Below are 21548 nucleotides of genomic sequence, written 5' to 3'. Positions count from 1 at the left end.
TCCGTCATTGCGAGCGAAGCGAAGCAATCATTCTTGGACAAGCTGGATTGCTTCGTCGCTGCGCTCCTCGCAATGACGAGGCGGATCAGAGCTTGTGGCGGTTGATCTGCGGCAGGAAAATCGCGAGCAGACCGATGGCCGGAAGGAAGGCACAGACCTGATAGACGAAGTCGATGCCCTTCCAGTCCGCGATCTGGCCGAGCACCGCGGCGCCGAGCCCGCCGAAACCGAACGCCATGCCGTAGAACAGTCCGGAGATCATGCCGAGGCGATGGGGCATCAGTTCCTGCGCATAGACGATGATCGCGGGCGTCGCCGACGAGATGATGAATCCGATCAGGATGCTCAGCACCGCGCTGGAGAGCAGGCCGACATAAGGCAGTGCGAGCGTGAACGGCAGCGCACCGACGATCGAGAACCAGATGACGTACTTGCGGCCGAAGCGATCGCCGAGCGGCCCGCCGAAGAACACGCCGACCGCGCTCGCGCCGAGGAACAGGAACAGATAGATCTGCGATGCCTGCGTGGTGACGCCGAACTTCTGGATCAGGAAGAACGTGTAGTAGCTGCCGATGCTCGCCGTGTAGAACGCCTTCGAGAACAGCAGCACCATCAGCACGGTCAGCGCAACGAGCGTGCGCGCCGACGACCGCTCTTCCCCTGCCACCGCATGGGCGCTCTTGCGCTGCGCGACACGCGGTTTGTACCAGCGGCCGATCTGCCAGAGGATCACGATGGCGAGCGCTGCAACCAGCGAGAACCACGCGATGCTGCCCTGCCCGAACGGCACGACGATCAGCGCGGCCAGCACCGGACCGATCGCGCTGCCGAAGTTGCCGCCGACCTGAAACACCGACTGCGCCATGCCGACACGGCCGCCCGACGCCATGCGCGCGATGCGTGAGGATTCCGGATGAAAAACGGCTGAGCCGGTGCCGACCAGACCGGCCGCCACCAGGATGACCCAGTAATGATGCGCGACGCTGAGCAGGATCAAGCCAGCAAACGTGAAGCCCATGCCGAGCGCCAGCGAAAACGGTTTCGGATATTTGTCGGTATAGGCGCCGATCAGCGGCTGCAGCAGCGATGACGTGAACATGAAGGCCAGCGTGATCATGCCGATCTGGCCGAAGTCGAGCGCGTAGTTATCCTTCAGGATCGGATAGACCGACGGAATCAGCGACTGCATCAGGTCGTTGAGAAGATGCGAAAAGCTGATGGCGCCGATGACGGCGAACGCAGGAGCGGTCGCAGGCGGCGCCTGCGGCGCATCGACAACGATCGGTGCAGCGAGGGTGTCTTCCGACAGGATAACGGGCTTGTTCACGGCAGCTTCCGGCAAATTCAAAATCGAATGGAATTCAAATACAAATTCGGCGGCGAGGTCACTAGTCGCGATTCCCCATGGCTGATGTGCCGGATTGATCAGACTGCGGTGGAGAAAGACCTACGTCGTCCCGGCGAATGCCGGGACCCATAACCACGAAGCCCGCAATTGGGCAGCGTGATTGGACATCCTTTCGCAACAACATCGACAGGGAGTATGGGTCCCGGCATTCGCCGGGACGACGTAGAATTTTAAGCCGCCGCGGATGCGGTCCCCAAAGCCGAGACGATCATGTCCACGGCTTCCTCGACGAGATCGCGATTGTCGCCCTCGCCCATCACGCGGATGACAGGCTCGGTGCCGCTCGGGCGGATCAGCAGCCGGCCGCTGCCGTTCAGGCGCTTCTCCGCATCGACGATCGCGGATTTGACGCCGGGATTGTCGAGCGGCTTGCCGGTGCGGTAGCGCACGTTCTTGAGAATCTGCGGCATCGGCTCGAAGCGGTGGCAGACTTCCGAGACCGGACGGCCAAGGCGCTGCACCACGGCAAGAACCTGCAACGCCGCGACGAAGCCGTCGCCGGTGGTTGCGAAGTCGGACATGATGATGTGACCCGACGGCTCGCCGCCGAGATTGTAGCCGCCCTTCTGCATCTGCTCGAGCACGTAGCGATCGCCGACCGGTGTGCGCAGCAATTCGATGCCCTGCTCTTTCAGATAACGCTCGAGACCGAGATTGGACATCACCGTGGCGACGATGCCGGGCTTCGCCAGCCGCCCGTCGTCCTTCCAGCTCTGCGCGATCACGGCGAGAAGCTGGTCGCCGTCGACCACATGGCCGCGTTCGTCGGTGATGATGACGCGATCGGCGTCACCGTCGAGCGCGATGCCGATGTCGGCGCGCATCTCGCGCACCTTGCGCGACAGCGCTTCCGGCGAAGTCGAGCCGCAATCCTTGTTGATGTTGAAGCCATCCGGCTCGACGCCGATGGAGATGACGTCCGCGCCCAGCTCCCACAGCGCTTCCGGCACAACCTTGTAGGCCGCGCCGTTGGCGCAATCGACCACCACGCGCAGGCCGTCGAGACTCAAATCGCGCGGCAGCGTGCGTTTGGCGAATTCGATATAGCGGTCATGCACGCCGTCGATGCGGCGGGCGCGGCCGAGACTGGCGCTCTGGGCGAGGCGCTTGTCGAGGTTCTCGTCCATCAGAAGTTCGATCTGCGCTTCGACGTCGTCGGACAGCTTGAAGCCGGCAGGGCCGAACAGCTTGATGCCGTTGTCGTCGAACAGATTATGCGAGGCCGAGATCATCACGCCGAGATCGGCGCGCATCGACTTGGTCAGCATGGCGACGGCCGGCGTCGGCATCGGGCCGAGCAACAGCACATCCATGCCGACAGACGTGAATCCGGCCACCATGGCGTTTTCGATCATGTAGCCGGACAGCCGGGTGTCCTTGCCGATCACCACGCGATGACGATGGTCGCCGCGCTGAAACACCAGCCCGGCGGCCTGCCCGACCTTGAGAGCCAGTTCCGGCGTGATCAGACCGTTGGCACGGCCACGGATACCGTCGGTCCCGAAATATTTGCGCACCATGAATTCCCCTGCTCCGCCGAGTCTCTGGCCAGGACGTCGAAAAGCGCCTGCTTGGCTCTGGCGAATGTCCCCATTCTAGCGGAGAGGACGTTATAAAGCCTCTGTCGGCCGGATTTCTTCAAATAATATGATGAATCATTACCGCCGCCCGGATCGGGCGACGGCACCCATCTATTTGATTTTTATAGAAATATTCCAAATCGTCCGGGGTTACCCTTTCCGCTTGCTGTCCTCATCGTGCCTGGACGGGGACGGCTGGGTCACGCTGACCGGGTCAGACCCCGGAAACGATTCTTCGAGCCCCTGCTCAAGCTCGTCGTCGAGCTTCTTTTTCTCCGGGTCTTTCGGCTTGTTGGGGTTTTTCGGCTTGGTGTCGGCCTCAGCCATGATGTGCTCCTGCGTGGGTTCGCAGGAATAACGTCCCGGGACGCCGCCTGTTCCGGATGTTAGTCCTTCGGACGAGGCTCGGCGTGCGGATCCGGCTGGGTCAGCTTGACCGGATCGGAGGCCGGAAAGGTCTCTTCAAGCGCCTCGTTCAGTTCGTCATCGAGTTTGCGCTTTTCTGCCTCAGCCTTTTTGGCGGCTTCCGGATCGGCCTTTTTCGTGGTCATGGCGCTCTCCTGGCGTGTACGGCTGTTTGCGCACGCTGCAAGCATGATAGATGATTGCGGGAACAAAAAATTCAATGAGGAAGCGTCCATGAAGAACATTACCTGCATCGAGGACCTGCGGCAGATTCACAAGCGGCGCGTGCCGAAGCCGTTTTTCGATTATGTGGACGGCGGCTCCTATGCTGAAGAAACCCTGCGCGCCAACATCAGCGACATGCAGAAGTACAAGTTTCGCCAGCGCATCCTCGTGGACATCTCGAAGCGGCAACTCAACACGACCATTCTCGGCGAACCGGCTGCGCTGCCCCTGATCCTCGCCCCGATCGGCTCGGGCGGACTTCAGTACATGGACGGCGAAATCTACGCTTGCCGAGCTGCGCAGAAGGTGGGCATTCCCTACACGCTTTCGACCATGTCGATCTGCTCGATCGAAGACGTCGCCGCGAATGTCGAGAAGCCGTTCTGGTTCCAGCTTTACGTCATGAAGGACCGCGGTTTCGCGAAATCGCTGATCGAGCGCGCCATCGCCGCGAAGTGCAGCGCGCTGGTGCTCACGGTCGACCTGCAAGTGCTCGGCCAGCGCCACGCCGACGTCAAGAACGGCCTGACGGTGCCGCCCAAACTCGCGACGCTGAGAAACCTCATCGACTTCGCGACCAAGCCGGCCTGGGTCATGGGTATGCTCAAAGGGAAGAGCCGGAACTTCGGCAACATCACCGGCCATGTGAAGGGCGCGGGCGATCTCGGCTCCACCTCGGCGTGGGTTGCGTCGCAATTCGACCAGTCGCTGAACTGGAAGGACGTCGAATGGATTCGCTCGATCTGGCCCGGCAAACTCATCATCAAGGGCATTCTCGATGTCGTCGATGCGCGTGAAGCTGTGAAGACCGGCGCGGAAGCCATCGTGGTCTCGAACCATGGCGGACGTCAGCTTGACGGCGCACCCTCTTCGATTTCGGTGTTGCCGGAGATCGTGCAGGATGTCGGCTCGCAAACCGAGATCATGTTCGACGGCGGCATCCGCACCGGCCAGGACGTGATGCGCGCGCTGGCGCTCGGCGCCAAGTCCTGCATGATCGGCCGCGCCTATATCTATGGCCTCGGCGCGGGCGGACAGGCCGGCGTGGAATTGGCGCTCGATCTGATCGGCAAGGAGCTCAGCACCACGATGGGCCTTACCGGCATCAACCACATCAACGAGATCGATCGCCGCGTGCTGACGGACTACATGCAGACCAACGCGGTGAGCAGCCCGCGGAATTGAATCGGGGATTGCATTCCTTCACCTCTCCCCGCTCGCGGGGAGAGGTCGGAGGCTGAGCGCAGCGAAGTCTCCGGGTGAGGGGCCTCTGCGTTCCATTAGCGAAATGCCCCTCACCCGCTCGCTTTGCTCGCGACCTCTCCCCGCAAGAACGGGGAGAGGTGAAGTTCACACCGGCGGGGCGAGGCCGTCATTGCCTGCGACGGTGCGGTCGACGACCGCGCCGTTCGTCACGCAGGTGTTACTGACAACTCCAGGACGTGGTCACCTTGTCCTCGGCCATGGTCGCCGTGCAGTTTTTCTGTTCGATCTCGTTCGAGCCCGGCGTCTTCAGCTTCACAAAACCGGCAAGTTCGCGGGGACCACGACGGAGCATATTGATTTCCGTGACGGTGATGTTCTTCGCAGCAAAGTCATCCTGCATGCGTTTCTTGACGTCTTCGATGAACGCCGGGTTGAAGCCCTGCGCGCCCTGATAAACGGTGGTGGCGCTGTAGATCACCAGCGCGAGCGCGGCGAGCACGACGAATTTTCCGGTTCTGTTCACAGGCATCCCTCGTCTGAAGGCGCCCCTTTAGCTTCGCACGGTGAGAATCTCAAGCTGTTCCGGTGTCGCGGATCTAGCTTCGTGTCAGGTCGGCTTCGACCAGCGCGCGCAGTTCCGTCGTCACCACAGGGCGTTTGCCGAACCACAGTTCAAATCCACGCACGGCCTGATGCAGCAGCATGCCGAGACCGTCGGCGGTTTTCAGGCCGCGTGCTTTCGCGGCTTTCAGCAGATCGGTTTCAAGCGGCACGTAAACCAGATCGGCGACGGTCGCGCCTGCCGGGAGCGCGCCGACATTCACCTCCAGCGGCGGCTGACCTTTCATGCCGAGGGAGGTGGTATTCACCAGGAGACCCGCGCGCGGCAGCACGTCTTCGACGCGCTCCCATTCCAGCGGCTGCACCTGCGCGCCGAACTGATCTGCCAGCAACTGCGTGCGCGACGCGGTCCGGTTTGCAAGATGCACGCGTCTGATGCCACGCTCGATCAATCCGAAAATCACCGCGCGTGCCGAACCGCCCGCGCCGAGCACCAGCACATCTTCGGTGCGATCCCAGCCCGGCGCGCTGGCGTCGAGATTACCGATGAAGCCCTCGACATCGGTGTTGGTCGAATGCAGGTCACCACCGTTGAAGTAGAGCGTGTTGGCCGCGCCCACCGCCCGCGCACGCGCATCGGGCGCCGAGAGTGCGAGCGCCTGCTCCTTGTGCGGGATGGTGACATTGGCGCCCTTGTAGCCACGCGCCGCAAGGTTTCCGATGAAATCCGCGAACGCCGCCGGCTCCACCGCCTCGATGCGATAGTCGCCGTCGATGCCGAAGGAGTTCAGCCAGTATTTATGGATCAGCGGCGAGCGCGAATGCGCCGCGGGCCAGCCGATCAGACATGCGGCAGGTGTCACGCTCACAAATCGGGCTCCGGTTCGACCAAATCCACATACGAATTCGCATGTCGATTGGTCAAATCACGCAGTCCCCGGCGCTGTCAAATCGTTTGATCCAGCCGTTTGATTTCAGCGACGGCGCTTGCGATGTCCGAGCGGTATTTCGCCTGCGGCGGCCGCGCGCCATAGGACAGCAGCGTTCGCCGTACACTTGGCGATGCGCCGGTGATGAACACCCGCACCCCCTGACGCCGCGCCTTGACCGCGATCTGCGCAATGGCATTCGCCGCGGTCGAATCCAAAAGCGGCACCGCCTTGAAGTCGATCACCAGCGCCTTGTAACCGGACAGGCGATCGAGCACCGACGCCACGGCGGCGACCGCGCCGAAGAAGAATGCACCGCTGATGCGATACACCATGATGTCGCGGTCGGCAGCGAGGGCGGGATCGTAGCGTTCACGCTCCCCGTTCGATGCGTCGGCCTTGTCGTCGACGGTGAGCGGCGCGTAGGTGTCGATGCCTGTGATCTGCGACATGCGGTGGATGAACAATAGCGCGCCGAGCGCGAAACCGACCACGATGCCTTCGGTGAGATCGCGGAACACGGTGAGCAGGAATGTTGCGAGCAGCACGACGGCATCGCCCCATGACGAGCGAATGAGTGTCGCGAATTCGTGTTTCTCCGCCATGTTCCACGCCACCACGGCGAGCACGCCCGCCAGCGTCGCCAGCGGAATGTAACTTGCGAGCGGAGCAGCCAGCAGCATGAAGGCCAGAAGGAACACCGAATGCAGCATGCCGGCGATCGGCCCGCGCGCGCCGGCGCGGACATTGGTGGCGGTGCGTGCGATGGTGCCGGTGACGCAGATTCCGCCGAACAACGCCGAGCCGATATTGGCAAAACCCTGCGCCACCAGTTCAGAGTTGGAGCGATGACGGCGGCCGGTCATGCCGTCGGCGACCACGGCGGACAGCAGCGACTCGATCGCGCCGAGCAATGCGAAAGCCATCGCATCCGGCAGCACCGCCTGAATCTTCGCCCATGTGATGACGGGAAACGACGGGGCCGGAAAGGATTGCGGAATGCCGCCGAAACGCGTGCCGATGGTTTCCACCGGCAGCGACAGCAACGCTGCCGCGAGACCGGTCACGACGACGGCGATCAGCATGCCGGGCCAGGCCGGTCGTAATTTCCGCAGGCCTGAAATGATGACGACGGTTGCGGCCGAGATCGCCACGGCCGCGACATTCGTGGTGCCGATGGCGCGCCCCAGCGCCTCAAGCTTCGGGATCAGTTCGCCCGGCTCCTTGCCCGCGAGGGTGATGCCAAGCAGATCGCGGATCTGGCTGGCGAAGATGATGACCGCGATGCCGGCGGTGAAGCCCACTGTCACCGGATAGGGAATGAACTTGATATAGGTGCCGAGCTTGAGAAATCCGGCCACGATCAGGACAAGCCCGGCGATCGTCGTCGCCAACAGCACGCCCTCGATACCGTGACGCGCCATCGATGCCGCGACGAGCACAATGAACGCCCCCGCGGGACCGCCAATCTGGAAACGGCTGCCGCCGAGCAGCGAAACAAGGAAGCCGCCGAAGATCGCGGCGTAGAGGCCGCGATCAGGCGTGGTGCCGGAGGCGATCGCGATGGCCATCGACAGCGGCAGCGCGACAATGGCTACCGTCAGGCCGGCGACAGCGTCGGCACGGAAGGCATCGAGGCCGTAACCTTCGCGCAGGACGGTGACGAATTTCGGCGTGTACAGTTCGGCGAATGTTGGCTGCGGCTGCCGCGCCTGTGCTCCCGATGCATCCATGTATTTGCGCCCGCGTCTCACGCCGGCGCATCGCCGGCCCTCTAACTTTGCGACGGCTCCCTGAACCGCACACCCCGGCCCCCGCCTTCGCTTCTCACGTTGTCACCGATCAGGTCGATGCCCGCGCGATTCAGCGCATCGGCGACCTTGGTCAGCGAGTCGACAACACCGCGAACAACGCCGCCGCTGGCTTCCATGCGCTGGATGGTAGGAAGCGACACACCGGACAGTTCCGCGAGAGTCTTTTGGTCGATGCCCAGAAGGGCCCGCGCGGCGCGCATCTGCGATGACGTAATCAATGGCAGGATTCCACTCTGGCAGGCCAGGATGCAACTAAAAAACGGCCTTAGTGATGTATAATACATCACATAAGACCGTTTGCACGCTGATTTTTGACAGGGAATTTTGATTGTCGCCTCTCCCGCGGCCGGGGAGAGGCGACGAGTTTCATTTCTCGCACGTCGCCTGCGCGACGTTGCCCGCTACGCCGCGGCGCGATGCGCGGCGATGATCTGCTCCGCCGCGCGGCCGGTCACTTCCGACATATGGTCGAACTGCCGGGTGAAGCCGCCGGCGCCCGCGGTGGCCGAGCGCAGTTCGACGATGAGATCGCCGATCTCCGCTTCGGGCATCATGGCCCGCACCCGATCCCAGCCGGTCCACCCGTCGCGGGTGTCGAAGCCGAGAATCTGGCCGCGCCGCCCGGACAGGATGGAGTTGATCTTCGCAGTCGCCTCCGTCGGACAGACGATCTCGACCACATGGATCGGCTCCAGCAACACCGGCGCGCATTGCGGCAGAGCCTCGGTCACGCCGATACGCGCCGCCGTGCGGAACGCCTGATCGGAGGAGTCGACGCTGTGATACGAGCCGTCGGTCAGCGTCACTTCGAGATCGATCACCGGGAAGCCGAGCGGCCCGCGCATCATGCCGTCGCCGACGCCTTCCTCCACCGCGCCGATGTAGTTCTTCGGCACCGCGCCACCGACGATCTTTTCACGGAACACCACGCCGCTGCCGCGCGGCAACGGTTTGATGTCGAGCACCACATCGCCGAACTGGCCATGGCCACCGGACTGCTTCTTGTGACGTCCACGCTGGGTGATCGTCTTGCGGATGGTCTCCTGATAGCCGACCGGCGGCGCATGCTGCTTCACGGTGACACCGAAGCGGTCCTTCAAACGCTCAACCGCGACACGCAGATGCATCTCGCCCTGTCCCCACAGCACCATTTCGTGCGTGAGAGGATTATGGACAACGCTCAGTGACGGATCTTCCTCGACCAGACGTGTGAGCGCCTGCCCGAGCTTGACGTCGTCCTTGCGATCCAGCGCAGACAGCGCCGTCGCCAGAACGGGCGGCGTCGCCGTGACATCGGCCAGCGCAGCGGGCGTGGTCTTGCCCGTCGTCAGCGTCTCGCCGGTGTGGACCGGATCAAGCTTGCCGAGCGAAACCGTCTCGCCGGCAGCCGCGGATGCACGCTTGCCGTCGGCGCCGCCATTCGGGATTGAGATTCCCGACACGCGGCCGCTGCCGCCGCCTGACGACAGCACAGTGTCGCCATCGGCGATGTGCCCGCGCAGAACACGCGCCAGTGACAACTTGCCTCCATGCTGAAGATGCGTGGTCTTCATCACGTAGGCGAGTCCCGTCTTCTCGTCGTCAACGCCGAGGCGCTTGGCGGTGGCCGTGACATTTGGCGCTTCGTGGCGCAGCGCCTTCATCAGCCGCAGCACGCCGTTCTCCCGCGTCGCGCAGCCGAGCAGCACCGGACAGATCTGCCCCTCGCGCAGTTCGCTGGCGAGATCGTCGAACACCGCATCGCGCGGCGGCGGGATATCTTCCAGCAACTGTTCGAGCAGCCGGTCATCGTGATCGGCGAGTTTCTCCAGCATGGTGAGCCGGGCTTCCTTCTCGCGGTCGAGATCGCCGGCATCGAGATCGATCACCTCGGACGGCATGTGCTCGCGGTAGACAAAGGCGCGCTCCAGCGCGAGGTCGACGAACCCGGCGATCAGATCGCCTTTCCAGATCGGAATCTGACGCAGCACCAGCGGCGTGCGCGAGGCCGGCTGCAAGGTCGCCAGCGTTTCGCGGATACGCTTGTTCGCCTTGTCGATCTTGTTGAGAAACAGGAAGCGCGGAATCCCGAGGTCTTCAAGCTCGCGCATGATGATCTGCAATTGCGGCAGCTTGCGCTCATCAGCCTCGCACACAATGACAGCGGCATCGACCGCCGGCAGTGCCGCGCGCATGTCATGCGCGAATTCGACGGAGCCCGGACAGTCGATGAAAGTGTAGCTGTCGCCCATGAAGGTGGTGGTCGCGGCGGTCAGTCCGACGCTCATGCGATGGTTGCGCGCCTCCGGGGACTGATCCCCGACGGTGGTACATGCTTCAACGGTGCCTGCTTTGGGAATGGCCCCGGTCCGGGCCAGGATCGCTTCGAGTAATGTCGTCTTGCCACTCTGGAATGGGCCCACCAGCGCAATGCACCGGGGACCACGGGGACTTCTCAGGTTGTCTTGTCCCATTTGCCGTCTCCTCATGGAGTACGGCCCGCATCGAGCACTTCCCGGCGAAGGGTTCATCCGGTCGCCGCCGGAACACTCTTAACTCATGTTGGGCGCATTCCGCTCGCGCCGCTCCCACTTCTGCTGAATGCGCTCATGCGGGTCGGCACCGTGATCGTCTCAAGGCGCGGTACGGTTGGCAAGCGGGAAACATGCCGCTGCGCAGCAATGTGATGTCATCATTGCGAGCGAAGCGAAGCAATCCACTCTTTGAAATCTCAAAAAATGGATTGCTTCGTCGCAAACGCTCCTCGCAATGACGAATGGAACTGAGAATTCTCAGAACCGGCCCGGACGCAGTTCCATGCTCTGCACGCCGCCGGCGACGCTTAAGCCGGTCTGTCCCTGCACGCTCAGCGGTTGCAGGGCGAAGGAATTGGCCGAACCGCCGAGCATGGCGTTGCCGCCAAGACCGACGCCCACCGCGGCGCTGGCGTCGACGCCGGCGTAATTGCCGGACAGGTCGCCCATGCCGAGTCGGGCTGTAGGCGCGAACACCGCCCATGACAACGCGGTCTCAGTCGTGATGCCGAGATCGACGCCGATCTTGGTGATGCGCGCGGTATAGAGATCGTCCGGGCGGCCGTCGGAGCGGAACACGCATCCGAGATTGGTCACCGAACCGACAATCATGCCGACATTCGGACCGCCGCGGCATTCAAGCACGCCGACCTGGGTGCGGCCTGACTGCGCATGAACGAGGGCAGCCGTCGCGACGAGGGCTGCCGAAGCAATGGACAGGACGGCGGAAAGGCGGCGCATGGGATGTCTCCGGCTGTATGGCGCGAATTGAAGGATCGAAGTGAAAAAGACCGTGAAAGGCCCGCGCATCTAGTCATACCGGCGGGTAATGTTCAATTCCTGCCCTGCCGATAGCCCTTAAAGAGCAACAAAAAAGGCCCGCATGTGCGGGCCTTTTTCATTCCGTTTTGTTAACTCAACTGCTTAGTGGCGGTGACGACGATGCTTGCGCTTCACCAGGCCCGCCGGCTCAAGATCGAGGCCGACAACGCCGCCGGCCACGTTCAGGCCGGTCTGGCCCTGCAGGCTGAGCGGCTGGAGGGCGTAGGAATTCTGCGAACCGCCCCACAGCAGGTTGCCACCGCCGCCGAGGCCGAACGAGACGTTGCCGCCGACGCCGCCGTAGCTGCCGGAGAGATCGCCGCGGCCGAGCCGCTGGGTCGGCGCATGCACGGCCCATGCGAAGGTGGTGTTTTCGGTTACGCCGAGGTCAACGCCGATGCGGGTGACATGCGCCAGGTAAGGCTCGGGACGGCGGCCTTCGCTGCGGAAGACGCACTCGAGGGTGGTCTTGGACGCGATGACCATGCCGACGTTCTGGCCCCCGCGGCATTCCAGCACGCCGACCTGAACGGCCTGCTGTGCATTCGCCGTGGCGAATGAGGCGATGAGTGCCGCGAACGCGGTACCGAGAACTGATGAAAGACGCATGGAATTGAACTCCAGATTGCTTGTTTTGATTGGCGCGCGGACAAAAGGGAAGCGCCGTGTCAAAAACATGGCGCTTTCCTTATTTCCAATCAAACTGCTGACGTTATTCCGGCAGTGTTGCTTTAGCGCAAGTTACCGCAGAACTGCTGGATGCGCTTGCAGGCTTCCTCGAGATCCGAGGTTTTGGTGGCGTAGGAGATACGAAACGCCGGGCCGAGGCCGAATGCGGACCCCTGCACCACCGCGACGCCTTCGGTTTCCAGAAGCTCGGTCACGAAATCTTCATCGGTCTCGAGCTTTTTCCCCGACGGCGCGGTCTTGCCGATGGTGCCTGCACAGGACGGATAGACGTAGAACGCGCCTTCCGGACGCGGGCAGTCGATGCCGCTGGCCTGGTTGAGCATCGCGACCACGAGATCGCGGCGCTCCTTGAACACCTTGTTGTTCGCCGCGATGAAGTCCTGCGGTCCGTTGAGCGCCTCGACTGCCGCCCACTGCGAAACCGACGACGGGTTCGAGGTCGATTGCGACTGGATGGTCGCCATTGCCGAGATGAGCTGCTGCGGCCCGCCCGCATAACCGATACGCCAGCCGGTCATGCAGTAGGCTTTCGACACTCCGTTCACGGTCAGCGTGCGGTCGAACAGTTTCGGCTCGACCTGCGCCGGCGTGGCGAACTTGAAGTCGTCGTAGACGAGATGTTCGTACATGTCGTCGGTCATCACCCAGACATGCGGGTGCTTCACCAGCACATCGGTGAGCGCCTTCAGTTCGGCGTGCGTATAGGCCGAGCCGGTCGGGTTCGACGGCGAGTTGAGGATGATCCACTTGGTCTTCGGCGTGATCGCCTTCTCCAGCGCGGCCGGCTGCAGCTTGAAGCCGAACTCCGCGGTGCAGACCACCGGCACCGGTTCGCCGCCCGCGAGCGCCACCATCTCCGGATAGCTCACCCAGTACGGCGCCGGGATGATGACCTCATCGCCGGGGTTCAGCGTCGCCATCAGCGCGTTATACAGCACCTGCTTGCCGCCGGTGCCGACCGTGATCTGGTTCGGCTTGTAGGTCAGGCCGTTCTCGCGCTGAAACTTCGCGATGATCGCGTCCTTCAGCTCGGGAATGCCGTCCACCGCGGTGTACTTGGTCTTGCCGGCCTCGATGGCATGGATCGCCGCCAGCTTGATGTTGGCTGGCGTGTCGAAGTCGGGCTCGCCTGCGCCAAGGCCGATGACATTGCGGCCCGCGGCTTTGAGCTGACGTGCTTTATCCGTGACCGCGATGGTCGCGGACGGCTTCACACGGTCAAGCGCAGCGGACAGAAACGGCATCGTGTTCTCCTAAAGGATGCTGAGGGTCGCGAAGGCCCCGATTCGCGGGGTTTAGCGGGCGGGGCACCCTAAAACGGGCGACGCTGCATCGCAAGAAACTTCGCCCAAAACACACGAAATTGCGTGCCGGACTAAGGAAACCTTAAAGCGCGCCGCCTAGGGTCGATGCGCGCAAAAGGCCCCCTGCAACATTCATAAATCCTGGCGAGAAAATGAGCCATATTTGGCAAGCCCTGCGGACCGGAAGCTGGCTCACGTCGGGCCGAATCCGCGGCTATGCCCTGCTGGTGCTCGGCATTTCGCTGGCCGGGCTGATCGGCCTGCTGGCGACGTCGGATCACATGATCGACCGCAACGGCAAGCCGATCGGAACCGACTTCTCCAACGTCTACGCAGCCGGGGTTCTGACCCTGTCGGGCAAGGCGCCTGACGCCTACGACCCAAAGCTCCAGCACGCCGCCGAGGTCGCGGTGTTCGAGGGCCGCGATGTCCCGTTTTTCGGCTGGCACTATCCGCCATTCTTCCTGATGGTCGCGGCAGCCTTGGCGCTGATGCCCTATGGCTTCGCGCTCGCATGCTGGCTCGCGGTGTCCCTCCCTGCTTTCATGGCAGCCATTCACGCCATCGTGCCGAGGCGCGAGACGTGGCTGGTCACGGCGGCGTTTCCGGCCGTGTTCGTCAATGTCGGCCACGGCCAGAATGGATTCTTCACCGCAGCCCTGCTCGGCGGATTTCTCACCCTGCTGGAGCGGCGGCCCGCACTGGCCGGCCTTTGCCTCGGCCTTCTCTCCTACAAGCCGCAATTCGGAATCCTGATTCCGCTCGTGCTGCTGGCGACCGGCCGCTGGACCACGATCATCAGCGCAGCCGCGACGGTGATCGCGCTGATCGCCATGTCGACGCTGCTGTTCGGCATGAACGTCTGGCACGCCTTCGCCGAGTCCGCGACCTTCACGCGCACCATCGTGCTCGAAGCCGGCGGCACCGGCTGGGAGAAGATCCAGTCGCTGTTCTCCGCCGTGCGGATGTGGGGCGGCAGTATCGATCTCGCTTACGCCGCGCAAGCCGCGCTCGCGCTGGTGCTCGCGGTCACGGTCGTCAGACTGTGGCGCTCGCAGGCCGCATTCGAACTGAAGGCCGCGGCGCTGGCCATCGCGAGCCTGCTGGCGACACCCTATGTGCTGGACTACGACCTCGTGGTGCTCGGCATCGCGATTGCGTTCCTCGCACGTCACGGATTCGCGCGCGGCTTCCAGCCGTACGAAATCTCGCTGCTGGCGCTGGCCTGGGCTGCGCCGTTCCTGACCCGCAGCATCGCGGGCCTCAGCGGCATTCCGCTCGGACTCATTGTGATGATCGCGCTTTACACGATGACGCTGCGCCGCGCGGCGAGCGATCTCGGCATTCATGCAATCGGGAGCAGCCGTCTTGTCAAAGCTTGATCGCGTCCGCGACGAAATCGATGATCTGTTTCCGCAGAGCGCCATGGTGCGCAACCGCTCGATCGCGGTGCTGCTGCCCTGCTACAACGAGGAAGCCGCCATCACCGCCGTGATCGAGGGCTTTCAGCGCGCGCTGCCCGGCGCGCGGATTTACGTCTACGACAACAATTCCACCGACGGCACTTATGAGGCCGCGGTCGCCGCAGGCGCCATCGTCCGCCGCGAAACGCTACAGGGCAAGGGCAACGTGGTCCGCCGCATGCTGGCGGATATCCAAGCCGACATCTACATCCTCGCCGATGGCGACGCGACCTACGATCCGACCGCAGCAGGCGCGTTGATCGAGGCGCTGGTGACGCGCAACCTCGACATGATGGTCGGCACCCGCAACGGCGGCGACGGCGCGTTTCCGCGCGGACACCGTTTCGGCAACCACCTGTTCAACCGCATCCTTGCGCACATGTTCGGCGACGGCTTCACCGATATTCTTTCGGGCTATCGCGTGCTGTCGCGGCGCTTCGCGAAATCGTTTCCGGTCACATCGAGCGGATTCGAAATCGAGGCGGAGCTGTCGGTTCATGCACTCGATCTCAAGATCGCCACCGGCGAGATGCCGCTGCCTTATGCCACGCGGCCCGAGGGATCGCAGAGCAAGCTGAGGACCTATCGCGACGGCACCCGGATTCTGCTGACGCTCATCAAGCTCTACAAGGAAACACGGCCGCTGCGGTTCTTCAGCGCGATCGGCGCCATGCTGCTGCTGATCTGCCTCGGCCTCGGCGCGCCGCTGATCGTCACGTATCTCGAGACCGGACTCGTGCCGCGTTTCCCGACCGCGATACTCGCCGCCGCCATCGCGCAGCTCGGCTTCCTCTCTTTCGCGATCGGTCTCGTGCTTGAGGCCATTGCGCAAGGCCGCCGCGAAGCCAAGCGCATGCGCTATCTCGATCTTGATGCAGTTGCGAACAAACTTTGACGATCACGGATTACCGGCATTTTTTCACGCCAAATTGCGTGAAATTGACGTCCGCGCGCATGCTCCGCAGAATAAAATCTCTCATGGCTGCGCGGCTGTGCGCGATTTGACTTTTTCTAGCGCAAAGGCCTTGCGGCGGGGGCCCCAGAACCTCATTGTTACATCGGCCTGGGGGCAGGCAGGGGTGGCGGTCCGGTTCGCGCCGCATGTCCCCGGCGGTACTTTCGAAGGCCTGTATGTACAAACTTTACTCGATGCAGCGCTCCGGCAACAGCTACAAGGTCCGCCTTGCGCTGGCGCTGTTGAATGCGCCGTATAAAGCCATCGAGGTCGACATTCTCCGCGGTGAAAGCCGCACGCCGGAATTTCTCGCGCGCAATCCCTCAGGACAGGTGCCGCTGCTCGAAGTCGCCGATGGGCGCTATCTCGCCGAGTCCAACGCGATCCTCTGGTATGTCGCGATCGGCACATCGCTGGCGCCCGAAGACCGCATCGATCGCGCGCAGGCGCTGCAATGGATGTTCTTCGAACAGCACGCGCTGGAGCCGAGCGTCGGCGCGGCGTATTTCTGGCTGGTGCTGGTGCGCGGCGGCCGCGACCTGCAAACCCATTCGCTGGAAGACTGGATGGAGCGCGGCTACGCCGCGCTGCGGGTGATGGAAAATCACCTCAAGACCAACGACTACTTCGCCGCCGGACACCTGACCGTGGCGGACATCGCGATGTACGGCTACACCCATGTCGCGAACCAGTGCGACTTCGACCTCTCCGGCTATCCGTCCGTGAAGGCCTGGCTGAAGCGGGTCGAAAGCGAGCCGCGCTTCGTGTCGATGGCGTGGAAGCCTGCCGAGGTCGCGGCCCCCGAAACCGCCCCGGGAACCGAGACCGGCCTGACCGCAGAAGCCAGAAATGAGCCGAATCGGAGCGGGATAATGGGCATAACCCGCTGATTTTTCAGCCCCTGCCTTGCTTCTGCCACGTTTGGCTAGGGCATGCCGCAATCTCGACAGCGAGTCCTGACACATTCCGGGCAGTGGTGATTCGCCGCCCGATTTGAGGATGCCCGACCATGATCCGGTCGCCCGTTTCAGGAATTGGTTTCGGACTGCGGTCCGCGCGTGTTGCATCGTTCCGACTGACGAACGCCGTCGCCGCCTCGCTCGCGGTGGCGTCGCTGTCATTGTGCCTGCTCGTCACCGTTACGGCGCTGTCGATCAAGGTCGTGGCCGCCATGCCGATTGCTGGCTGAGCCGCTTTTCCCTGCGCACCCAGACTACCCCGCGGCCGCGCGAAGACGCGCGCGGTGGAGATACACGGATGAAGACGTCTCTCGTTGTGGTTTCAGCGTCGCTGACGCTCGCGATCGTCCTCGTTGCAGGATTTTTGATCGCGACGCAGGCGCGCGGCCATGACTACGGCGACGGTACTCACGACCATTTATGGAAAATGAAGAACGCGCCCGCCGCGATGAAGGCGAAGCCGATCGCGTGATTCCAGCCAAGCGGCTCCTTCAGGTACAGGACCGAAAAGCCGGCGAACACCACCAGCGTAATGACTTCCTGCATCGTCTTGAGCTGCGCCGCCGAATAGACCGCGCTGCCCCAGCGATTGGCCGGCACCGCAAGCCAGTACTCGAAGAAGGCGATGCCCCAGCTCACCATGATGACCAGCGGCAGCGAATGCTCCTTGAACTTCAAGTGGCCGTACCAGGCGAAGGTCATGAAAATGTTGGAGGCGAGCAACATCAGGATCGGCAGAAGAAACGGCGAAACCGTCGTGGGCATGGGTATCCTTTCGAAACAAACGTCCATATCGCCCGCGAAAGCGGGGAACCATCATTCCTGAAGCATACGTTGGCGATCACGTTTTCACCAACGCCGCCCTGTGGTTCTGGGTCCCCGCCTTCGGCAGGGACGCCACCGCTGTTGAGCACGCTGGCAGCCCTGCCTGTGGACAATTGGCGCTGTCATAGCGCTGTTACGGTCGGCCCCTAGCCTGCGGATGCGTGTGGTCCGGCCCCCGTCATCGATCACGCGTTCGAGCGGTCCCCGGTCGCGTAAATCCCCTCTGCGCTATATCCGGCCGGGGCCGCGCCTTTTTTGTCCGAACTGCCGCCGGTCTGTTGTTCGCTTTCGCGGTTTGCGATGCGCCCGCTATGATATGATCAATACCTCGTCACGATTTCCCTGAGACCGATACGCACCTCATGATCCGCACCATCTGCACCGGCACCCTGCTGGTTCTCATCGCCCTTCTGCTGCTGCCGTTCCAGCTCGCGGGAATCCTGCTCAACAGCCGGCTCCAGCGCATCGTGCCGAACCTGTTTCATCGCGCGACCTGCGCGATCATCGGCATCCGGATCACACAGGTCGGCGAGCGCACGCGCGAAACCCCGGTGCTGATCCTGTCGAACCACGCCTCGTGGCTCGACATCACCGTGCTCGGCGCGGTCGCGCCGGTGGTGTTTGTCGCAAAGTCCGAAGTCGCGAACTGGCCGCTGTTCGGCCAGTTGGCGAAACTGCAACGCACGGTTTTTGTCGAGCGCGAACGCCGCCACAAGACCGGCGATGCCGCGCGCGCCATGGGCGACCGCCTGCTCGGGGGCGACGCCGTCGTGCTGTTTCCCGAAGGCACCTCGAGCGACGGCATCCGTATCCTGCCGTTCCGGTCCGCGCTGATCGGCGCGGTGCATCACGCTATCGGCGATTCCACCCATCATGACCGCGTCACCGTGCAGCCGGTCTCGATCGCCTATGTCCGCTTTGGCGGCGTGCCGGTCGGCCGCGCGCTGCGCGACAAGGTGGCGTGGTACGGCGAGGCTGAACTCGTGCCGCATCTGCTGAATGTGCTGGCGTCCGGCGCGGTCGACGTGACTTTGAGTTGGGGCGAAGCCGTCGGCTACGGCATGACTGCGAACCGCAAGGAGATCGCGCGGGATGCCGAAACCGCGGTGCGGCGCATGACGGCGCGCGCTTTGCGCTCGCCTCCGGCGCAGCCGTCAGGTACGGAAGAAGGACTGCCTCCTGCCGTCCCGGCTTTCGACCAAACCTGACAGGTAAGATCATGGAAATCAGAAATCTCGGCGGCTCCGGCCTGCGCGTGTCGGCTGTCGGCCTCGGCTGCAACAATTTCGGCCAGCGCACCGATCTGGAGACCTCGCGCAAGGTGATCCACAAGGCGATCGATCTCGGCATCACGCTGTTCGACACCGCCGACATCTATGCCGGACGCGGCGGCTCGGAGACCGTGCTGGGCGAAGTGCTCGGCGACCGCCGCAAGGACATCGTGCTCGCCACGAAGTACTCCAAGGCGATGAGCGACGACGGCACCCGGCAGGGCGCGTCGCGCCGCTACATCATGAGCGCGGTGGAAGACAGCCTGCGCCGCCTGAAGACCGATTACATCGACCTTTACCAGCAGCACGATTTCGATCCTCTGACCCCGATTGAAGAAACACTGCGCGCGCTGGAAGATCTGATCCGTCAGGGCAAGGTGCGCTACATCGGCTGCTCGAATTTTCCGGCATGGCGTGTCGCCGAAGCACAGTTCACCGCGCGCGGCATCAACACCCACGCTTTCGTATCATGCCAGGACGAATACAGCCTGATCGTGCGCGACCACGAGAAGGAACTGTTTCCGGCCGCGCAGGCCTACAATCTCGGCATCCTGCCGTTCTTCCCGCTGGCGAGCGGACTGCTTACCGGAAAATACAAGCGCGGCGAAGCGGCGCCCGCCGATACCCGCTTCGCCAAGATGCAATATCTCAGCGACCGCTACATGACCGACAAGAATCTCGACGTCGTGCAGAAGCTTCAGGATTTCGTGAATGCGCGCGGAAAGGCCATGCTGGAGCTGGCGTTCTCGTGGCTCGCGGCGCGGCCGCAGGTGTCGAGCGTGATTGCCGGCGCAACTCGCGTCGAGCAGATCGAGCAGAATGTCAAAGCTATCGGCTGGAAGCTAACGCCGGAGGAGATGGCGGAGATCGATCAGATCACGAAGGGCTAAGTTTAAGTTATGATCGACCCGCCGGGTTATCCCTCCCCTTGATGGGGAGGGTGGCTGACCGAAGGTCAGCCGGGTGGGGTGACCGACATAATGTCCAATGAGCGAGCCAGAGAACTCCGAAAGCGGTTGACGCCCTAAGAGGTGAAACTTTGGGTGAAACTACGCGGTCTGAGGCCGTTAGGCTTTCACTTCCGCCGCCAGGCACCTATCGGCCCATTCATCGTCGATTTTGTCTGCTTCCAACATCACGTGATTGTCGAGGCGGATGGCGGGCAGCATGGCTATGCCCAGCATCTTTCACGAGATGCCCGGCGTGATCAATTTCTGGAATCGCAGGGTTTTCGCGTTCTCAGATTCTGGAATTCTGAGATCGACCATTCTCTTGATGGAGTCATCGAGACGATCGTACTCGAATTGCCCCCCACCCCGACCGGCTGAAGCCGGTCGAACCTCCCCACAAGGGGGAGCAGCGCCGGCGCTATAGCTACACCACCAATCCCCCCACCGCCTTCGCATTCACGCTGTCCGGAAACACCGCGTCCGCCAGCACGCGCTCGCCGAGGCCGAGGTGATCGCGCAGCACGCCCTTGATCACACCGCGCAGATCGGTGGTGGGCTTGAGATCGCGGCCCTCATAAAGATTCGCCAGCTTCAGTCCCGGCCAGTCCGAAATCACCCGTCCGCCGTTGACCGCGCCGCCCGCAAGCAGCGCAATCGTGCCGGTGCCATGATCGGTGCCGTCGGTGCCGTTAATCCGCGCGGTACGGCCGAATTCGGTGGCGACCACGATCACGGTGTCGCGCCAGCGCTCGCCGAGAACGGTCTCGAATTCCGCCAGTGCTCCGTCGAGTCCGCCCAGCAATTGCGCCAGCCGTCCCACCGCCCCGCCTTCATTGGCGTGGGTGTCCCAGCCGTCGAATGCGAGCGCCGCAATGCGCGGGCCATCGTCCGCCGCCATCAGCCGCGCCGCGCCCTTGGCCGCGAGCCGCATCGCGCCTGCGCCGTTCATGCCCGGCTTCGGCTTCATGGCATCGTCGCGCGCCGCGATCTTGTCGATCTGCAAGCCCTGTGACAACGCCGCCGCCAGTGCCGGATCGCGGTGGGTGTAGAGATTCATCAGGCGCATCGCGGTGTCGTCGGCGGCCTGCGGCAGGTACGGCGGCACCCAGCCGACCGTCGGGGCGGCACTGCGCAGCACCAGCGGCGTTGTGGGGCCGACCGCCAGTCCGCTCATCACGCGCTCGCCGCGCGGCAATGCCTCCAGCGCGCGGTTGAGCCAGCCGCTTTGCACGCGGCCCGGTCCGCCGAAGCCGCTTTCCAGCACATCCTGCCCGTCGAAATGCGAGCGCTCGCGGTAGGGCGTCGCCACCGCATGAACCACGGCGGCTTTCTTGTCCTTATACATCCGCGCGAATTCCGGCATCGACGGATGCAGCGCGAAGAATGAATCCAGCGCGGTCGCGGCATGCGCGCCATCGAGCGAGAGCGCAATCGATCCATGCAGCGCGGCGTAATCGGGATCGCCGACCGGCGCGACGGTGGCGAGGCCGTCGAGCGCGCCGCGCAGGATGATGGTGACGAAGCGCGGATCGCGGCCGTCCTTCGCGCGCGCGAATTTCGGCAGGTAGGCCCAGGCCGCGAAGGTCGCCGATCCGAGCAGCAGCGAACGCCGCGTCAGCCCGCGCGCGGTATGGCTTTCGCAGCAATCATCGGGAAAGCTGGACATGC

At 63.3% G+C, this 21548-nt stretch carries 22 protein-coding genes; 8 read left to right on the top strand and 14 right to left on the bottom strand.

Annotated features, from left to right (window positions below):
- Positions 1-85: 85 nt before the first annotated feature.
- The 4 genes from I554_RS0108845 to I554_RS27230 form a co-directional block, all read right to left on the bottom strand.
- Entirely contained in the window at positions 86-1327 is a 1242-nt protein-coding gene (locus I554_RS0108845; RefSeq protein ID WP_024578133.1) for an MFS transporter, read from the bottom strand.
- Between the two features lie 251 nt (positions 1328-1578).
- Positions 1579-2928 carry a phosphoglucosamine mutase gene (glmM, locus tag I554_RS0108840; protein ID WP_024577403.1) on the bottom strand — a complete coding sequence of 450 codons (1350 nt, stop codon included), beginning with the start codon at positions 2926-2928 and terminating at the stop codon, positions 1579-1581.
- A gap of 210 nt (positions 2929-3138) precedes the next feature.
- A complete protein-coding gene (locus I554_RS27235; protein WP_192817770.1) occupies positions 3139-3315 on the bottom strand; it encodes a hypothetical protein in 177 nt (58 codons plus the stop codon).
- Positions 3316-3374: 59 nt separating this feature from the next.
- Positions 3375-3539, bottom strand: coding sequence for a hypothetical protein (locus tag I554_RS27230; protein WP_192817771.1), 165 nt, complete (start codon positions 3537-3539; stop codon positions 3375-3377).
- A gap of 88 nt (positions 3540-3627) precedes the next feature.
- Here I554_RS27230 and I554_RS0108825 point away from each other — a divergent pair, with 88 nt between their 5' ends.
- Entirely contained in the window at positions 3628-4803 is a 1176-nt protein-coding gene (locus I554_RS0108825) for an alpha-hydroxy acid oxidase (RefSeq protein ID WP_024577404.1), read from the top strand.
- Positions 4804-5041: 238 nt separating this feature from the next.
- Here I554_RS0108825 and I554_RS0108820 read toward each other — a convergent pair whose 3' ends face one another.
- The 8 genes from I554_RS0108820 to I554_RS0108785 form a co-directional block, all read right to left on the bottom strand.
- Positions 5042-5353, bottom strand: a complete 312-nt coding sequence (locus I554_RS0108820) for a hypothetical protein (RefSeq protein ID WP_244432734.1) — start codon at positions 5351-5353, stop codon at positions 5042-5044.
- A 67-nt stretch (positions 5354-5420) separates the two neighbouring features.
- Positions 5421-6254, bottom strand: a complete 834-nt coding sequence (locus I554_RS0108815) for a shikimate dehydrogenase (RefSeq protein WP_024577406.1) — start codon at positions 6252-6254, stop codon at positions 5421-5423.
- 77 nt (positions 6255-6331) lie between these two features.
- Positions 6332-8047, bottom strand: a complete 1716-nt coding sequence (locus I554_RS0108810) for a SulP family inorganic anion transporter (RefSeq protein WP_024577407.1) — start codon at positions 8045-8047, stop codon at positions 6332-6334.
- A gap of 41 nt (positions 8048-8088) precedes the next feature.
- Positions 8089-8346: a helix-turn-helix transcriptional regulator gene (locus I554_RS0108805; RefSeq protein WP_024577408.1), complete on the bottom strand. Its 258-nt coding sequence runs from the start codon at positions 8344-8346 to the stop codon at positions 8089-8091.
- Between the two features lie 183 nt (positions 8347-8529).
- Positions 8530-10581 (bottom strand): elongation factor G, encoded by a 2052-nt coding sequence (locus tag I554_RS0108800; protein WP_024577409.1) that lies wholly within the window; start codon positions 10579-10581, stop codon positions 8530-8532.
- A 318-nt stretch (positions 10582-10899) separates the two neighbouring features.
- On the bottom strand, positions 10900-11382 hold the full coding sequence (locus I554_RS0108795; protein WP_024578169.1) for a DUF992 domain-containing protein: 483 nt from the start codon (positions 11380-11382) through the stop codon (positions 10900-10902).
- Between the two features lie 183 nt (positions 11383-11565).
- Complete coding sequence (locus I554_RS0108790) at positions 11566-12072, bottom strand: DUF992 domain-containing protein (RefSeq protein ID WP_024577781.1); 507 nt, start codon at positions 12070-12072, stop codon at positions 11566-11568.
- Between the two features lie 122 nt (positions 12073-12194).
- Positions 12195-13397 carry a pyridoxal phosphate-dependent aminotransferase gene (locus I554_RS0108785; RefSeq protein WP_024577780.1) on the bottom strand — a complete coding sequence of 401 codons (1203 nt, stop codon included), beginning with the start codon at positions 13395-13397 and terminating at the stop codon, positions 12195-12197.
- Between the two features lie 212 nt (positions 13398-13609).
- On the opposite strand from I554_RS0108785, the gene I554_RS0108780 reads away from it, so the two are divergent.
- From I554_RS0108780 to I554_RS0108765, 4 genes are all read left to right on the top strand, one after another.
- Positions 13610-14839, top strand: coding sequence for a glycosyltransferase family 87 protein (locus I554_RS0108780; protein ID WP_024577779.1), 1230 nt, complete (start codon positions 13610-13612; stop codon positions 14837-14839).
- Positions 14826-15815, top strand: coding sequence for a glycosyltransferase family 2 protein (locus I554_RS0108775; protein ID WP_024577778.1), 990 nt, complete (start codon positions 14826-14828; stop codon positions 15813-15815). The genes I554_RS0108780 and I554_RS0108775 overlap by 14 nt, the downstream gene beginning before the upstream one ends.
- A 236-nt stretch (positions 15816-16051) precedes the next feature.
- On the top strand, positions 16052-16765 hold the full coding sequence (locus I554_RS0108770; protein WP_024577777.1) for a glutathione S-transferase family protein: 714 nt from the start codon (positions 16052-16054) through the stop codon (positions 16763-16765).
- A 119-nt stretch (positions 16766-16884) separates the two neighbouring features.
- The gene (locus I554_RS0108765; RefSeq protein WP_006021964.1) at positions 16885-17064 is read left to right on the top strand and encodes a hypothetical protein; all 180 of its coding nucleotides are present in this window, start codon (positions 16885-16887) and stop codon (positions 17062-17064) included.
- A gap of 178 nt (positions 17065-17242) precedes the next feature.
- Here the strand turns inward: I554_RS0108765 and I554_RS0108760 are convergent, their stop codons facing one another.
- Complete coding sequence (locus tag I554_RS0108760; protein ID WP_024577776.1) at positions 17243-17599, bottom strand: DMT family protein; 357 nt, start codon at positions 17597-17599, stop codon at positions 17243-17245.
- A gap of 422 nt (positions 17600-18021) precedes the next feature.
- Here I554_RS0108760 and I554_RS0108755 point away from each other — a divergent pair, with 422 nt between their 5' ends.
- The 3 genes from I554_RS0108755 to I554_RS26310 all read left to right on the top strand — a co-directional run bounded on the left by I554_RS0108755 (position 18022) and on the right by I554_RS26310 (position 20258).
- Positions 18022-18867 (top strand): lysophospholipid acyltransferase family protein, encoded by an 846-nt coding sequence (locus I554_RS0108755; protein ID WP_024577775.1) that lies wholly within the window; start codon positions 18022-18024, stop codon positions 18865-18867.
- Positions 18868-18878: 11 nt separating this feature from the next.
- Entirely contained in the window at positions 18879-19820 is a 942-nt protein-coding gene (locus I554_RS0108750) for an aldo/keto reductase (protein ID WP_024577774.1), read from the top strand.
- Between the two features lie 153 nt (positions 19821-19973).
- Positions 19974-20258 (top strand): DUF559 domain-containing protein, encoded by a 285-nt coding sequence (locus I554_RS26310; RefSeq protein WP_244432733.1) that lies wholly within the window; start codon positions 19974-19976, stop codon positions 20256-20258.
- A gap of 46 nt (positions 20259-20304) precedes the next feature.
- On the opposite strand, the gene I554_RS0108740 is transcribed toward I554_RS26310, so the two are convergent.
- A complete protein-coding gene (locus I554_RS0108740; RefSeq protein ID WP_024577773.1) occupies positions 20305-21546 on the bottom strand; it encodes a DUF1501 domain-containing protein in 1242 nt (413 codons plus the stop codon).
- Positions 21547-21548 lie beyond the last annotated feature (2 nt).

The organism is Afipia sp. OHSU_II-C1 (genome assembly GCF_000497575.1).
Lineage (GTDB): Bacteria > Pseudomonadota > Alphaproteobacteria > Rhizobiales > Xanthobacteraceae > Afipia.
The sequence above is the reverse complement of the archived record's forward strand: the minus strand, read 5'-3'. Positions and strand labels throughout refer to the sequence as shown.

Bases quoted from the DNA above. Each gene is read 5' to 3' on its own strand.
- I554_RS0108795 (WP_024578169.1), bottom strand. From the start codon at position 11,382: ATGCGCCGCCTTTCCGCCGTCCTGTCCATTGCTTCGGCAGCCCTCGTC.
- I554_RS27230 (WP_192817771.1), bottom strand. From the start codon at position 3,539: ATGACCACGAAAAAGGCCGATCCGGAAGCCGCCAAAAAGGCTGAGGCA.
- I554_RS0108765 (WP_006021964.1), top strand. From the start codon at position 16,885: ATGATCCGGTCGCCCGTTTCAGGAATTGGTTTCGGACTGCGGTCCGCG.
- I554_RS0108825 (WP_024577404.1), top strand. From the start codon at position 3,628: ATGAAGAACATTACCTGCATCGAGGACCTGCGGCAGATTCACAAGCGG.
- I554_RS0108760 (WP_024577776.1), bottom strand. From the start codon at position 17,599: ATGCCCACGACGGTTTCGCCGTTTCTTCTGCCGATCCTGATGTTGCTC.
- I554_RS0108800 (WP_024577409.1), bottom strand. From the start codon at position 10,581: ATGGGACAAGACAACCTGAGAAGTCCCCGTGGTCCCCGGTGCATTGCG.
- I554_RS0108810 (WP_024577407.1), bottom strand. From the start codon at position 8,047: ATGGATGCATCGGGAGCACAGGCGCGGCAGCCGCAGCCAACATTCGCC.
- I554_RS0108820 (WP_244432734.1), bottom strand. From the start codon at position 5,353: ATGCCTGTGAACAGAACCGGAAAATTCGTCGTGCTCGCCGCGCTCGCG.
- I554_RS0108790 (WP_024577781.1), bottom strand. From the start codon at position 12,072: ATGCGTCTTTCATCAGTTCTCGGTACCGCGTTCGCGGCACTCATCGCC.
- glmM (WP_024577403.1), bottom strand. From the start codon at position 2,928: ATGGTGCGCAAATATTTCGGGACCGACGGTATCCGTGGCCGTGCCAAC.
- I554_RS0108785 (WP_024577780.1), bottom strand. From the start codon at position 13,397: ATGCCGTTTCTGTCCGCTGCGCTTGACCGTGTGAAGCCGTCCGCGACC.
- I554_RS0108750 (WP_024577774.1), top strand. From the start codon at position 18,879: ATGGAAATCAGAAATCTCGGCGGCTCCGGCCTGCGCGTGTCGGCTGTC.
- I554_RS0108770 (WP_024577777.1), top strand. From the start codon at position 16,052: ATGTACAAACTTTACTCGATGCAGCGCTCCGGCAACAGCTACAAGGTC.
- I554_RS0108780 (WP_024577779.1), top strand. From the start codon at position 13,610: ATGAGCCATATTTGGCAAGCCCTGCGGACCGGAAGCTGGCTCACGTCG.
- I554_RS27235 (WP_192817770.1), bottom strand. From the start codon at position 3,315: ATGGCTGAGGCCGACACCAAGCCGAAAAACCCCAACAAGCCGAAAGAC.
- I554_RS0108755 (WP_024577775.1), top strand. From the start codon at position 18,022: ATGATCCGCACCATCTGCACCGGCACCCTGCTGGTTCTCATCGCCCTT.
- I554_RS0108740 (WP_024577773.1), bottom strand. From the start codon at position 21,546: ATGTCCAGCTTTCCCGATGATTGCTGCGAAAGCCATACCGCGCGCGGG.